Origin of the sequence: Marisediminitalea oceani, assembly GCF_003731635.1 — a bacterium.
GTDB lineage: Bacteria > Pseudomonadota > Gammaproteobacteria > Enterobacterales > Alteromonadaceae > Alteromonas > Alteromonas oceani.
This window is the reverse complement of the sequence record NZ_RCUA01000056.1, coordinates 1-14,369: the sequence shown is the minus strand read 5'-3', so window position 1 is coordinate 14,369 and position 14,369 is coordinate 1. Positions and strand designations below refer to the sequence as shown.

The window sequence follows — 14,369 nt, the reverse complement described above, 5'->3', positions numbered from 1 at the left end:
AATGACTATGCCACAGAGAACGCGTCGTGATCTAAGTCGTTTTGACTCACTCTGAGAGAGTAAACTCCTATGTGGATTGGTATAAGGCAGTTCCGAATTAACAAACGCAACCCATAAAAAAACGCACCAGGCTTTCACCTGGTGCGTTTTTTATTATCTTAAGTACAAATACTTACAGCGCGGCAATTGTCTCGTGCTGAGCTTTCAGCTTAGCCAGCTGTGACTCAGAATCAGCCAGCTTGGCTTTTTCTTTTTCAATCACGGCTTGAGGCGCATTGCTAACAAACTTCTCGTTAGACAGCTTGCCTTTAAAGCGGGCTACGTCTTGTTCCAGTTTACCCATGGCTTTAGCAATACGGGCAAGCTCGGCTTCTTTATCAATCAGGCCCGCCATAGGAATAAGAATTTCCATCTCACCCACTACCGCTGCCGCGCTGGCTGGTGCTTCTTCACCTTCCTTAAGCACCGTAATGGACTCAAGACGTGCCAGGCGGTCGATAAAGGTGCGGGAAATACCTAAACGGCGCTCGTCTTCGCTGCTAACGTTACGCAGCAGTGCAGGAAGTGGCTTGCTCGGCGCAATGTCCATTTCACCACGAATGTTACGAATACCTACGATAAAGCGCTTAACCCATTCGATGTCGGCCAGTACCTGCTCATCCTGCTTAGCGGCATCTAACGTCGGGAAAGGCTGAACCATGATGCTGTCGCCAGCGTTGAAATCCAACGCACTAAGCGGTGCCACACGTTCCCAGATGGTTTCGGTAATAAATGGCATTAACGGGTGCAATAAGCGCAGCAGGCTCTCCAGCACATTAATTAACGTATGACGGGTACCGCGTTTTTCAGCGTCGCTTGACTCATCGTTATTCAGTACCGGTTTGGTAAGCTCCAGATACCAGTCACAGAACTGGTTCCAGGTAAACTCATAAACCGTTTGTGCTGCAATATCAAAGCGATAATCAGCAAGCGCTTTTTCAAATTCCACCAGAGTTTGCTGGAACTGCGCCCAAATCCACTTATCGGCCAGGCTCAGGACTAACTCGCCACCGTCACGACCGGTATCTTCGGTTTCGGTGTTCATCAGCACAAAGCGCGAGGCATTCCAGATTTTGTTGCAGAAGTTACGGTAGCCCTCTACCCGGCCCATATCAAAGTTGATATCACGACTGGTTGACGCCATGGCTGCAAACGTAAAACGCAGCGCATCAGTACCGTAGGCATGAATACCTTCAGGGAACTGCTTGCGGGTGCGTTTTTCAATTTTAGCCGCCAGTTGTGGCTGCATCATGCCAGTGGTGCGTTTAGTAACGAGTGATTCCAGGTCGATACCGTCGATCAGATCGATAGGATCCAGCACGTTACCTTTCGACTTCGACATTTTGTCACCGCTTTCGTCGCGGATAAGGCCGGTAATGTAGATATCTTTAAACGGGATTTTGCCGGTAAAGCGCTTGGTCATCATGATCATGCGCGCTACCCAGAAAAAGATAATATCGAACCCGGTAACCAGCACCGACGACGGCACAAAAGTTTCCAGCTCTGGGGTTTCTTCCGGCCAGCCCATGGTGGCAAACGGCCATAATGCAGAAGAGAACCAGGTATCCAGAACGTCTTCGTCCTGGTTCAGCTGGACGCCCGCTTCAAGGTGGTACTTGTTGCGTACCTCGTCTTCTGTACGACCAACGTAAACGTTGCCCTCATTGTCGTACCAGGCTGGAATGCGGTGACCCCACCACAGCTGACGGGAAATACACCAGTCCTGAATATTGTTCATCCACTGGTAGTAGGTTTTATTCCAGTTCTCTGGTACAAAACGAATTTCGCCGCTTTCTACCGCTTCGATAGCCGGCTTAGCCAGCTCTTCGATTGCCACGTACCACTGATCGGTGAGGTATGGTTCGATAACCGCCCCCGTGCGATCGCCACGAGGTACTTTAAGTTTGTGATCGTCAATTTTAACCAGTACACCGTCTTCTTCGAGCTGCGCTACAATAGCTTTACGCGCATCAAAGCGGTCCAGCCCCTGATAGGCTTCCGGGGCTTCGTCGTTAACTTTGGCATCCGGGGTGAAGATATTGATCATCGGCAAGCCGTGACGCTTACCCATGTCGTAATCGTTGAAATCATGCGCAGGCGTAATCTTAACGCAGCCGGTACCAAATTCCGGATCCACATAATCATCAGCAATGATAGGGATTAAACGGCCGGTGATCGGCAGGCGGATCTCTTTGCCAATGTAGTCCTGATAACGCTCATCTTCCGGGTGTACCGCCACAGCGGTGTCGCCCAGCATGGTTTCAGGTCGAGTAGTGGCAACCACAATACTGCCGCTGCCATCGGCCAGCGGATAGCGCATGTGCCACATATGGCCAGCTTCTTCCTCGTTGAGTACCTCGAGATCGGAAACCGCGGTGTGCAGTACCGGATCCCAGTTAACCAAACGTTTGCCGCGATAGATCAGGCCGTCATCGTGCAAACGTACAAAGACTTCGGTCACCGCTTTGGACAGGTTATCGTCCATGGTAAACACTTCACGGTCCCAGTCTGGCGAGGTGCCTAAACGGCGCATCTGGCTGGTGATGGTGCCACCTGAGTGCTCTTTCCACTCCCAGATTTTGTCGATAAACGCTTCGCGTCCCAGATCGTGACGGGTTTTGCCTTCGGCATTTAACTGACGCTCAACCACCATTTGGGTGGCAATACCAGCGTGGTCGGTTCCCACCTGCCACAGCGTATTATCGCCTTTCATACGGTGATAACGGGTCAGCACGTCCATAATGGTTTGCTGGAAGCCGTGGCCCATATGCAGGCTGCCGGTAACATTAGGAGGCGGCAGTAAAATACAGTAAGGGTTCCCCGTTGGCGCTTCATCACCCTTGGCTTTGAATAAGCCTTCGCTTTCCCAGCGCTGATAACACTGTTTTTCGATCGATTGGGGTTCGTAGGTTTTGTCCATGGAGTGTCTCGAAAAGTCTCTTTTTAGGCCGGCAGGAATTGCATCTGGCAACCGGCTTGTTGAAATTGTTTGTAACGTTCGCGGGCTCGCTGCTTGGCCGTTTCTTCTACCGGCACAAAATCAATAATTTGCTGAAACTGGTTGAAGTTATCCACCATTTTTCCGCTAACGTTAATCAGACATTGTTTGCGTGGCAGCGACTGAGGCTGCCAGACGATTTCTACCGGTGCGCCGCCATTGGGGCCCTCACCGGCAAGGTTGTGCGGCACAAACCGCGCCGCTGGCAGTTGCCATAAAAGCTGATCGACAGCTTCGGCCTGAGCCTGGTCTGCGCACAGTACCACACTCTTTTTCTTCTGCGAATAGAGCTCGGCGGTGAGTTCGCAGGCTTTGGCGCACACCGCAGGTACACTTTTGTGCCCTGCGGGAGAAACAGACGCCTCAGCCAGTGCGTAAAATCGAACGGCAGGCATTAACCTTTAATCCTCTGCGCCTAAACCAGCACGGTTCATCAGGAACTGCGCCAGCATAGGCACCGGACGACCGGTTGCGCCTTTATTCTTACCACTGTTCCACGCAGTACCTGCGATATCCAGGTGCGCCCAGTTGTATTTCTTGGTAAAGCGCGACAGGAAGCAGCCAGCAGTAATTGAACCCGCCGGACGACCGCCAATGTTAGCCATATCGGCAAACGGGCTTTCAAGTTGCTCCTGATAGTCATCCCACAGCGGTAAGCGCCATGCACGGTCTGATGCCTGCTCAGAGGCATTCAGCAACTCGTGAGCCAGTGGGTTGTGCGTGCTCATCAGGCCGGTAGCATGTTTACCCAGCGCGATGATACAAGCACCTGTTAATGTGGCTACATCAACCACGGTTTCCGGATCGAAACGCTCAACATAAGTCAGCGCATCACACAGTACCAAACGGCCTTCCGCATCAGTGTTTAACACTTCAACCGTCTGGCCCGACATGGTAGTTAAGATATCACCAGGGCGATAAGCGTTAGCATCCGGCATGTTTTCACAACCGGCCAGTACGCCAATTACGTTAATTGGCAGATTGAGCGCCGCCACTGTATGCATAACACCCAGTACGGAGGCTGCGCCGCCCATGTCGTACTTCATTTCGTCCATGCCATCGCCTGGCTTTAATGAGATACCGCCTGAGTCAAAGGTAAGGCCTTTACCCACCAGCACCAGTGGTGCCTGATCATCAGCGCCGCCTTTATGATGAATAATACTCATTAGCGATTCATTCTCAGAGCCACGGCCCACGGCCAGGTAAGAATTCATCCCCAAATCTTTCATGTTGGCTTCGTTAACGACTTCCACGTTAACGCTGCCATATTCTTCAGCCATTTGCTGAGCCTGCTCCCACAGATAAGCCGGGTTACAGATGTTTGGTGGCATGTTGGCCACGTCTTTAGTCACCTTAACGCCCTTGGCAATGGCCAGGCCGTGCTCAACCGCTTTTTCACCCACGGTGAGTTCGCGACGGGTTGGCACATTGAAAACAATTTTACGCAGCGGACGACGCGGTTCGCCTTTCTTGGTCTTCAGTTGCAGGAAGGTGTACAGGGTGTCCTGTGAGGTTTCTACCGCCTGGCGTACTTTCCAGTAGGTATCACGACCCTTAACGTGTAGCTCGGTTAAGAAGCACACAGCTTCCATTGAACCGGTTTCGTTGAGGGTTTGAATGGTTTTAGCGATGATCTGTTTGTACTGGCGCTCGTCCAGCTCGCGTTCTTTTCCACAACCAACCAGCAGCACCCGCTCGCTTAATACATTGGGTACGTGGTGGAGCAGCAACATCTGACCGGCTTTCCCCTCGAGGTCGCCGCGGCGCAGCAGATTGCTGATGTATCCTTCACTAATTGCGTCCAGTTGTTCGGCAACGCCGGACAAACGTCGCGGCTCATAAACGCCCACCACAATACATGCACTGCGTTGTTTCTCTGGACTGCCGCTCTTTACGTTAAACTCCACTGTATCACCTCTTTTTGTTCTGTCTGGTTGGCCCGGAACAATTTTACATGCCGTTTTGCCTTGCTTTATGGTTTAATACGCACGAATTCAATCCTGCGTAGGGCGCGTCAACGTGATAATTCACGGTTCAGGCAAACGCGCCTTCCGGAACCAACGGTTAGTTATTACTGGCAAAACTTGTAAAAATGGTAAGTTTACTCAAAATTATAGCCGCTTTCACTAAAATTCCGACTTTTTGCACAGGCCAGATATGCTGATATTCCGCTATCTGCTTAAGGAAACGCTTAAATCGCAAATTGCCATATTTTTAATATTGATGGCAATTTTCATTACCCTGCGATTTGTCCGTGTTTTGGGAGACGCCTCAGAGGGTGACATCCCGGCCAGTCTGGTGCTCGGCTTCCTGTCTTTATATGCTCCGGTACTCGCTTCGCTGGTTATTCCTATCAGCGCTTTTTTGGGGATTATGATGGCTTACGGCAGGCTGTATGTAGACAGCGAAATGACCGTAATGCGCGCCTGCGGGATCAGTGAATGGTATGTCACCCGCGTAATGTTATTTTTATCGTTCATCATTATGTTGGTGACTGGCGTTGTTACTCTGTATCTGGCACCGCTGGCCGCAGAGAGTGAATATAACCTGCGCGAGCAAGCCAAGGCAGAAGCCGGTTTTAGTGCCATTATTCCTGGCAGATTCCAACAAACCGGCAACCAGGAAGCCGTAATATTCGTACATGATATTGGTAGTGACAACTCACTTCAGAAAGTCTTTCTGGCCCAGCAAAAAAATGAAGGTGACGAGCAGGTTCGGGTCGTTTATGCCGAACAAGGCACGGTTAACAAAGAGCCGGACGGCACCCGCCAATTGATTCTGAATAACGGTAATCAGTACGAAGGCGAGCAGCGTCGCCTGGATTTTCGGGTAGTGGCTTTCGATGAATATCAAATCCAGATTGACGACCCGGAGCAGCAGCAAAAGCGCAAAAAGGTGTCGGTAATCCCCACCATGGAATTGCTTGAAGACGGCTCCACAGAAGCACTGGCTGAACTGCAATGGCGGCTGGCTATTCCGCTATCGATTCCTTTTCTGGTGCTGATTGCGGTGCCGCTCAGTGCGGTGGATCCGCGCCAGGGGCGCTTTGGTAAGATGTTCCCGGCGATTTTACTGTACCTTGGTTACTTTATGCTGCTACTGGCCAGCCGACGCGTGCTGGAAGACGGCAAAATTCCTATCCAGCTCGGCTTGTGGTGGGTGCACGGCATTATGCTGATCATTGGCTTTACCCTGCTCGCCCGGGATCGTAAGTTCGGCACCGAAATTAAAGCCATGCTGAAGCGGAGAAAGTCATGATCCGCATTCTCGACTGGTATATCGCCAGAACCTTGTTGGGTACAGTTACTGTAACCCTGTCGGTATTGATTGGTTTGAGTGCCCTGATCAAGTTTGTTGAACAATTGCGCAAAGTTGGCGAAGGCAACTACGACATGCTGGCCGCGCTGGTTTACGTACTGCTTAGTTTACCCCGGGACCTTGAACAGTTCTTTCCGATGGCGGTATTGCTTGGCGGACTCATCGGCATGGGTGTGCTGGCCAGCAACAGCGAACTGGTGGTTATGCAGGCAGCAGGCCTTAGCCGCTGGAACTTGATTACCTCAGCCATGAAATCGGCCGTGGTGATGATTATTGTGGTAATGGCAGTGGGTGAATGGATCACCCCGGTAAGTGAATCCCGCGCCAAAGAGCTGCGTACCGAAGCCATAACCGGCGGCTCGCTGTTTTCCTCCGATAAATATGTGTGGGCCAAAGACGGCGATCATTTCGTGAGTATTGGCCAGGTAATGAGCCGCGATTCATTGCAGGAAGTCACTATCTACCGGTTTAATGATGGCTTACAGCTGGACAGCATCACCAATGCCGGTGGCGGCTTTTACGAACAAAATGGCTGGACGCTGACTCAGGTGACACACACCTACTTTAGCGCAGACGCTATTACTGCCGATGTACAGCCAACCTGGCGCTGGGACTCGTCTTTAACGCCAGACAAACTGGGTATCGTAACAGTGAAGCCCGAGGCGTTATCGATTCAGGGTTTGCAGGAATACATCACTTACCGGGCCAATAACAAGCAGGATACCAGCCGCTACGAGCTGGCTTTATGGCGTAAAGTACTGCAACCGGTTACCGTAAGTGTAATGCTATTAATGGCGCTGTCGTTCATATTCGGACCATTGCGAAGTGTGACTATGGGTGCGCGAATTATCATGGGCGTATTAACCGGCTTCGGCTTTTTCATCACCAATGAAGTATTCGGCCCACTGAGCCTGGTTTATAACATTCCGCCGGTACTTGGCGCGCTGCTACCAAGCATCCTCTTCGCTGCTGTAGCAACAGCACTGCTCTCCAGATAAATCAAGGGGTCAGAGTACATGAACTTCATTCATGTACTCTGACCCCTTGATTTTAATTACCAGCTCTTGTGATTATTCTGTTCTTTAGTCAGTTTGAGCACTTCGGTTTGTGCCAGCCGGTCTTGCAGAGATTGCTTGTTCTTGACATCTAGCAGCACTAGCAGTGTGCCCAGTCCGCCCAGCGAGGCGATTAATCGCAGCACAAGTCGGCCCCACCCTACCGGCTCGTCGGTAGTGCTGTATATCCGTAACCGCCAGGCGCGCATCCCAAGGGTTTGACCGCCGCGCTTCCAAAACCATAAGAAAAACCCGGCAACCCACAAACCAACCCAAACCTGGATCAGCGTTTTATACATCACAGACTCGCCAAGTAATTCATTGGGTTCATTGTAACCTTGTAAATCAAGCCAGCCGTTCTTCAGTGAGACAACCAGCACCACAATCAATACCATGGCCGCACACATGCCTACTGCCGTAGCCACCAGTGCATCATAGATCATGGCAGCCAGACGCCGCACGAATCCGGCACGGGCAGATTGCTCAACCTGTTGCGATGACTGATTGATTTGTTTTGTTTTAGTGTTTTTTACTTTTTTAACCATGGCTTGCGGTGTGTATGACAGCGATGGGCGCAAGTGTGCCACAGTTCAGAGCAAAAGTAGACGGTTAGCGTAAGGACGGAAAGCGAAAGAAAGATTATCTGGAGCCAGAAACAAAACAGGCACCCGAAGGTGCCTGTTTTAAGAACAACTGTCTTACAGTACTACTACGTCAGCAGCCTGTGGACCTTTGTTACCTTGTTCGATAGTGAACTGAACGTTTTGACCTTCAGTTAAGGTGCGGAAACCGTCAGATTTGATCGCACGGAAGTGTACAAATACATCTTTGCCGCCGTCAGCCTGAGAAATAAAACCGAAACCTTTAGCTTCGTCGAACCATTTTACTGTGCCTGTAGAAGTAGACATAGATAACTCCAAAAAGTATTAAATTTAAGTGGTTGTAACAACCGGTGTTGCATTGAAGGGCTATCTGTTTTGCGGCAGGCTTGATTCAGTAATCGTATCTAATGTGAATCGCGCAAGGGACTTACAATGGATCAACGGAACGAGCAATTTTCAAATATAATAGAACCTTTCAAAGGCACACGGATCCTAGCACCGTTATTCAGTTGTGTCAGGCTATTTTTTAAACTTTTTAAAAATAATTTTAACACTGGCACATTGGCAGTGTTACCATGAGTTTATGGGTGTAGAAATAAAAACCGTTACTAACCAATAAGCTTGCAACGGCTTTCTGCCCTGCTTGTCAAAACCTGGCGCAAATCAGCATAATATTTAGCCGCTTATTGAAGAATCACTAAAAAACGCTTGTCAGCCTCTATGACATCGTTATAATTCGCAACCTGACTGTACGCAGTCACAGCACATCTATCAGTGCCAGAGTGGCGGAATTGGTAGACGCAGCGGATTCAAAATCCGCCGGGGGTAACTCTGTGCCGGTTCAAGTCCGGCCTCTGGTACCACTTTTAGATGTGAACACAAACCGACGAGAGTCGGTTTTTTTGTGCCTGAAATCAGCGTCTTTCTGTAGCTCTGCTCTACCCTGTAAACGAGGGATCAGTATTCATCCTGTTCTATTAATTTAGAATAAATCAGACGAGCAAGTTAACTTCAAACAAAAGCTTTTTCAGATCTTGTCTAGAATCAATAACCAGAAGAAGGATGATCGTCTTTGTAGACTCATCGACTCGATAAAACACCACATTATGACTATCGACAAGAAGTTGTCTGTATTCAGTTAATCCTAGTTCCAGGAGCCTGTCACTATGAGGCGCAGAATACGGATTTCCAGAGAGTTGAGACTTAACTTTTGATTTAATAGCTTGCTTGGTCTCGCTAGCAACATTCTGATTAAATTTTCTAGTTAAAAATGCATTCAGTTTTTTCAAACAAAGTTTAAAAACCGGTGTCACTTTTATGCTGTATTCAATCGTCGTCAAATGCTTCATCCAGATCAAATAGCCCATTCTGTCGCGCACTGCGTTCTGACAAATTAATGAGTTTTAATAATGCTATAGTTTGCTGCTGTTCTTCGTAGTCTTTCGCATCCTGAATAACATACTTTGGCTTGCCATTTTGCGTGACCAAAATGGGATTATCCAATTCCAGATGATTCGCATGTTCCTTCATGTAAGATACAGTTTGAGTTTTCATGACAATCTCTATTGGTCTAAATATAGACCTATTATAGACCGATAGACGCAAAACGAAACGGTTAGTTTTCCGAGTGAATCGCCATATTTTCACGATATGCCTATACCGGAACATTTATTTAATCAATTCGGCTTCAAGATTGGAAACTCTGCATGTTATGCTTCTTATATTAATTCAGTGATTCAAGACTACTTACTTGACAAAGTTTGATAAAGATTTCCCGAAATTAGAGATGCGGCTTGACGCATTTTTTGATGCCATTGATGACGAAGATTATAAACTTGCCCGACTCATTGTAAAAAAAGCGGTCAGGAAATTCCCCCGACATCCTGTTTGCTTTGCGCTTCAAGGGCTAGCAGCTGTATTTATCGATAACGATCATACCGATGGTTATTTGTTTTTTAAGCAAGCAATAAACAGTGGCTACGCACCTGCTTTTGTATACTTTAATTTTGGACTCTGTGCCGAAAAATCTGGCTCAATTGCTGAATCTTTAGCGGCTTTTCAAAATGCGCTGGACAGTGCGTCACCGGAAGAACTTCATCAATATGAACCTGCCAGACTCCATCTCCAGGCGATAAGAGAACAACTTCCCGAACACCTCACTTTAGAACAGTACCTTATAGACGCCGAAATTTTTGAAGAAGGTGTTGTATTGTTAGAAAGTCATAAGTTCAGTGAAGCGGCAAACTGCTTTACTCTACTGTTAAAAAGCCAGCCTGAGCATGTACAAAGCTGCGGCAATTTGGGAATTTGTCAGATGTATTTAGGCGATCACTTGTCTGCAAAACGTGCGTTTCATCGAGCGTTGGCAATTGATCCGGATTACCTGTTAGCTGAAAATAACCTGATATTATTAAAAGCGCTTGAAGACGGAGAGATAGAAGAGCTTCCAGGATTTGGTATTACCGATTTCTATGCAGAAAAAGAGAAAACCTCAAATCCTGCCACTGAACTCAATCAGGCAATATCACAAGCCATGGCCAACGAGCAATTTGACTCAATTGAGGATGCCCAAGCATTTGTTGAGAACTATATGAATGAGCATAACAGTTCACCGAATACTGATATGCTTAACCTCACACCAAGCCAAACTCACAAGCTACTTACTGAGCCTTTCGAATCCAGTGATTTACTTAGCTGGCAATTTTCGAATGTTACCCAATTTACATCAGCCCCTGTTTATTGGTTAGCTGTAAATTTAATAGGAGCTTTAGGGGCTGATGGAGTTAAGTGCACCGCCAATGGAAATTTGCCCCGCAATTTATGTCGGTCGCTATTCGATAGTTATATGAAAGAGTTTGCTCCTAGCTTTATCGTTTCCAAAATAAATAGAGAAGACGATTTCATTAACCTACATGTAGTTCGCAGCATCTTGTTGATTGCCAAATTAATTCGTAAACACGGTGGGCGCTGGAAGCCTTTGAAATCAACATGGCAACTTTATGAGCGCATACAGCAAGGTGATAGCACAGCTGCGACTGAACTTTATCAAATACTGTTTAAAACGTATGCTACTGAGTACAACTGGGCGTATATTAGTGGTAATGAGAGCGATTGTGCATTCTATCAGTTCAGTATAGGTTACTCATTGTATATGCTTCGTCATCTTGGCACTGAATGGCGACATTACCGAGAATACCAGGTACTTTTTGAGCAGGCTTTCCCAGATCAAGCAGATCCGTTGTCAGAGCTTTCAAAGATAGAATTTCCCTCCCAGTATATTTTTCATTTCTGGTTCGACTTTGCATGGCAAGTAGGACTAATTGAAAAACGTGAAAGCACCGATGAAAATACAAATGGATTTTCCAAAGAAATCATAGCTACGCCTCTGTTTACCGAACTGATTTCTTGGCACATATGAATCCGGTGATAAAAAACGTCATTTACTCTAATCGAATGCGTGCGGCATCAGTAATCATAGCGTCTTCAATAAACATCAATTTATTTGTTATGGCATGGAATTTCAGATCAAAACACACCGTTTATTTGAATCTGATAGAAAGGGATTCCACCTAAACCTCATCACCTTTGTTTGGGGCTTCATGTACAGGGGGAGGGAGAATCGGGTAAAGTGGCACTAAGCATTTTCTATGCAAAAAGCTGTTAGTCATGCAAAGAATTTGCAAAGCGTCATTTTTACAGTTTAACTTGCTGATTTTAAATGATTATTTCAAACACCAACTTTTCAAAATCCGCCGGGGTAACTCTGTGCCGGTTCAAGTCCGGCCTCTGGTACCAAACACTTCTTAGGTGTGCATCAATAAACCGACGTGAGTCGGTTTTTTTGTGTCTTATTTTCTATTCAAACGCAGATATATCATCCATTCGTTGATGTAGTATTCTGGCGATTTCGATGCCCTGTGCTGAGGGCCAGTAATAACCATATGTTTTTGAATTGGGAAACTTCGCGCATTATCAGAAAGCTCTGGTCTTCTCTTTCCGATATCTGGCGCATTGGCAATCTTAATTAAGGCCTCATGCAGCAATAAGATATACGCTTCAGCCTGACTATGTCCCCAAGCTTCAATGGTTTTGATGGCTATTAGTCTCAGATCATCTTCTGCAAGTTCGGAGAGCTTATAACTTGCCATCGACTTGGCCACTTACTTCAGCAAAGATGTCCAATGCTGATTTATCTGAGCTTTTACCTTCAGATAATTGCTGGAAACCTTTCCCTACCTCTTCTCGTAAGATGTCCAATTGTTGCTGCTTTAGTACGTCTTTTTCGAAAAGCAATCTAAGGCCATCTCTGATAACTTCGCTCGCTGAGGTATAAAGACCTGAGGCCACTTTCTCATTGATACGTTTTTCAAACTCTGAGCCGAGAGTAATATTCATAAACACCTCCACACGTTACATTCATATTATGCGCATAATATATTCACTTTACCAATCTATAATTAGCTTCGACAGAGCATTCATTAATCTAGAAAAGTAGTGAGTGATCGCTCAGTAAGAAAACTTATACCATGCAAAGAATTTGCAAAGTCACTTCTTGCAGCTTCAACCAGTTGATTTAAAGTAATTATTCTAAACACTAATTTTTCAAAATCCGCGGGGGGGGGGGGGGTAACTCTGTGCCGTCCGGTGACCGGCGCAGTCAATCCCGGCCTCAGATACCACTTTTAGATGTGAACATAAACCGACGAAAGTCGGTTTTTTGTTTCTTTCATTTAAAAGGCAGACAATCATCGGACCGCCTGCCTGAATTATACTATCTCTGATATGTATTAATTGCATTGGTTCGGCAATCAGGGGCTTTACTCATCTGACTTTTGGTTATTTGACAAGAGTTCATATTTTACATACACCAATGAAAAAATCAGACCCAGAGAAAGCAACAGGCCACTAGTAAAATCAAATGGTGAAGTACGTATTGCATAAATAACCTGAAAAGCGATAAAGACTATGAAATATATCACTTCTTTTCTCATAGCTATTCTAATGCTGCTGACGCTTGTGCAAATGCAAGTAATGCGCCGGTTATAGCTATTGCGCCCCCTCCGGTAGCCACAACTGCTGCAGCATACAACGCTGTAGCGACCACCCATCCAGAGCCTTCTGAATATTCTATGCCGCCATTAACTAGCTCTGTTTCACTTACTGTTAGTTCTTTCATAGGTATACCTTCCTTTTCAGTCAATTGGAAATCAATTAGTCAGTATTCACACAGTGCACTCTGACATATTTAGATTGTCGTATGACCTAATTAATCACAACTGTCCATACAACTAGAATTTGATTACCGCGGAACAGTGCAAAAAGAATCTAATAAGTGCGCCCCTACAACCATAAAAATATGATTTTTAATAATTATTTCTACAAATGGTTTTCCAGAATCCGCCAGGGGTAACTCTGTGCCGTCCGGTGACCGGCGCAGTCAATCCCAGCCTCTGATATCACTTTTAGATGTGAACCATAAACCGACGCAAGTCGGTTTTCTTGGGTCTGACTTTCAACTTAAACGATTATAATCATCTGAAAAACGACTTTATAGTCTGGCAAAGGCGGCACCAGCTATCAGGCAATAACCATCTTTGATATTTCGATTGTAAAACCAATTAAGGCCAAAACGAGCCCTACCCCGCCGATTACATTGCCCCTGCCGAGCTCAATACCGAGTCTTACAAATACTTTACTGATAAAAATTATGCAGCCAAGAAACACGGTGAATATGGTGAAAGCCACATTTGCGACAATGCTCATTGCAGGGTCTAGTATTGATACAATAGCAACGGAAACCACCCAGGTTGCGATATAAGCGCCAATCGCTAACCAATTCCAGTGTTGCTTAGTCGCCGTTGTGCCGACCAAACGAAACTGAATATTTTCCAGGAAGGTTTTAAGCCGTTCCGCCAATGGCGGCAAATAGAGCTCAATTGTAATTGGCTATGTTCTGCTAAATTGTTGCTACACTGTATATGAATACAGTCGTTAAGGGTTGATCATGCTCCCAGCACAATTTACAAAGCTTATAGCCGAGTTAGAACACTTAACAGATAGTCAAACCCGTTATGTTGAGAAGCTGCTGAAAGGCACTGATAGCGTCTCACAGTTGATAACAGAGCTTGAGGAGCGGATGGTTGAAAACCCTGAATGCCCGCACTGCCATAGCTCACTGATCAATCGGCACGGCAAGGTAAACAAGATGCAGCGTTATCGCTGCAAGAACTGCGGCAAAACCTTTGTAGCGACAACGGCGACACCGCTAGCTCGACTGAGGTACAAAGAGCTTTGGTTAGAATATATTCGCTGTATGCTGGACAGTAAGCCATTGCGTAAATGTGCCGAAGAATGTGG

General features: G+C 46.7%; 15 protein-coding genes and 1 tRNA gene. 5 read left to right on the top strand and 11 right to left on the bottom strand.

Features of this window, described 5'->3' with window-relative positions; translation table 11 throughout:
• Window positions 1-172: 172 nt before the first annotated feature.
• From D9T21_RS15720 to pepA, 3 genes are read right to left on the bottom strand one after another with little or no spacing between them, the layout of a single operon-like run.
• The gene (locus tag D9T21_RS15720) at window positions 173-2,959 is read right to left on the bottom strand and encodes a valine--tRNA ligase (RefSeq protein WP_123325874.1); all 2,787 of its coding nucleotides are present in this window, start codon (window positions 2,957-2,959) and stop codon (window positions 173-175) included.
• Between the two features lie 23 nt (window positions 2,960-2,982).
• Window positions 2,983-3,432 carry a DNA polymerase III subunit chi gene (locus D9T21_RS15715; protein WP_123325872.1) on the bottom strand — a complete coding sequence of 150 codons (450 nt, stop codon included), beginning with the start codon at window positions 3,430-3,432 and terminating at the stop codon, window positions 2,983-2,985.
• 6 nt (window positions 3,433-3,438) lie between these two features.
• Complete coding sequence (pepA, locus tag D9T21_RS15710; protein WP_105934874.1) at window positions 3,439-4,944, bottom strand: leucyl aminopeptidase; 1,506 nt, start codon at window positions 4,942-4,944, stop codon at window positions 3,439-3,441.
• 250 nt (window positions 4,945-5,194) lie between these two features.
• Here pepA and lptF point away from each other — a divergent pair, with 250 nt between their 5' ends.
• Window positions 5,195-6,295 carry an LPS export ABC transporter permease LptF gene (lptF, locus tag D9T21_RS15705; protein ID WP_105934875.1) on the top strand — a complete coding sequence of 367 codons (1,101 nt, stop codon included), beginning with the start codon at window positions 5,195-5,197 and terminating at the stop codon, window positions 6,293-6,295.
• A complete protein-coding gene (gene lptG / locus D9T21_RS15700; protein ID WP_123325870.1) occupies window positions 6,292-7,353 on the top strand; it encodes an LPS export ABC transporter permease LptG in 1,062 nt (353 codons plus the stop codon). The genes lptF and lptG overlap by 4 nt, the downstream gene beginning before the upstream one ends.
• Window positions 7,354-7,409: 56 nt before the next feature.
• Here the strand turns inward: lptG and D9T21_RS15695 are convergent, their stop codons facing one another.
• Together D9T21_RS15695 and cspE are read right to left on the bottom strand one after the other, a co-directional pair.
• Window positions 7,410-7,853, bottom strand: a complete 444-nt coding sequence (locus D9T21_RS15695) for an RDD family protein (protein ID WP_377908344.1) — start codon at window positions 7,851-7,853, stop codon at window positions 7,410-7,412.
• Between the two features lie 255 nt (window positions 7,854-8,108).
• The gene (gene cspE, locus D9T21_RS15690) at window positions 8,109-8,318 is read right to left on the bottom strand and encodes a transcription antiterminator/RNA stability regulator CspE (protein ID WP_070178316.1); all 210 of its coding nucleotides are present in this window, start codon (window positions 8,316-8,318) and stop codon (window positions 8,109-8,111) included.
• A gap of 470 nt (window positions 8,319-8,788) precedes the next feature.
• Between cspE and D9T21_RS15685 the strand changes: the two genes are divergently transcribed.
• Window positions 8,789-8,875: transfer RNA gene (locus D9T21_RS15685), tRNA-Leu, on the top strand.
• Between the two features lie 129 nt (window positions 8,876-9,004).
• On the opposite strand, the gene D9T21_RS15680 is transcribed toward D9T21_RS15685, so the two are convergent.
• Together D9T21_RS15680 and D9T21_RS15675 are read right to left on the bottom strand one after the other, a co-directional pair.
• A complete protein-coding gene (locus D9T21_RS15680) occupies window positions 9,005-9,361 on the bottom strand; it encodes a type II toxin-antitoxin system RelE/ParE family toxin (protein WP_241155728.1) in 357 nt (118 codons plus the stop codon).
• On the bottom strand, window positions 9,339-9,542 hold the full coding sequence (locus D9T21_RS15675; RefSeq protein WP_241155727.1) for a type II toxin-antitoxin system prevent-host-death family antitoxin: 204 nt from the start codon (window positions 9,540-9,542) through the stop codon (window positions 9,339-9,341). The genes D9T21_RS15680 and D9T21_RS15675 overlap by 23 nt, the downstream gene beginning before the upstream one ends.
• 220 nt (window positions 9,543-9,762) lie before the next feature.
• Between D9T21_RS15675 and D9T21_RS15670 the strand changes: the two genes are divergently transcribed.
• Window positions 9,763-11,430: a tetratricopeptide repeat protein gene (locus D9T21_RS15670; RefSeq protein ID WP_123325866.1), complete on the top strand. Its 1,668-nt coding sequence runs from the start codon at window positions 9,763-9,765 to the stop codon at window positions 11,428-11,430.
• Window positions 11,431-11,860: 430 nt separating this feature from the next.
• Here D9T21_RS15670 and D9T21_RS15665 read toward each other — a convergent pair whose 3' ends face one another.
• The 4 genes from D9T21_RS15665 to D9T21_RS15650 form a co-directional block, all read right to left on the bottom strand.
• Window positions 11,861-12,160 (bottom strand): type II toxin-antitoxin system RelE/ParE family toxin, encoded by a 300-nt coding sequence (locus tag D9T21_RS15665; RefSeq protein WP_241155726.1) that lies wholly within the window; start codon window positions 12,158-12,160, stop codon window positions 11,861-11,863.
• Window positions 12,147-12,407, bottom strand: a complete 261-nt coding sequence (locus D9T21_RS15660) for a type II toxin-antitoxin system ParD family antitoxin (RefSeq protein ID WP_105933341.1) — start codon at window positions 12,405-12,407, stop codon at window positions 12,147-12,149. Before D9T21_RS15660 ends, D9T21_RS15665 begins: the two co-directional genes overlap by 14 nt.
• A gap of 598 nt (window positions 12,408-13,005) precedes the next feature.
• Window positions 13,006-13,188, bottom strand: a complete 183-nt coding sequence (locus D9T21_RS15655) for a hypothetical protein (protein ID WP_105933340.1) — start codon at window positions 13,186-13,188, stop codon at window positions 13,006-13,008.
• 401 nt (window positions 13,189-13,589) lie between these two features.
• Entirely contained in the window at window positions 13,590-13,937 is a 348-nt protein-coding gene (locus D9T21_RS15650) for a hypothetical protein (RefSeq protein WP_105933339.1), read from the bottom strand.
• A gap of 79 nt (window positions 13,938-14,016) precedes the next feature.
• Here D9T21_RS15650 and D9T21_RS15645 point away from each other — a divergent pair.
• A partial coding sequence (locus D9T21_RS15645) for an IS1/IS1595 family N-terminal zinc-binding domain-containing protein (RefSeq protein ID WP_206427286.1) occupies window positions 14,017-14,369 on the top strand: 353 nt, incomplete at its 3' end.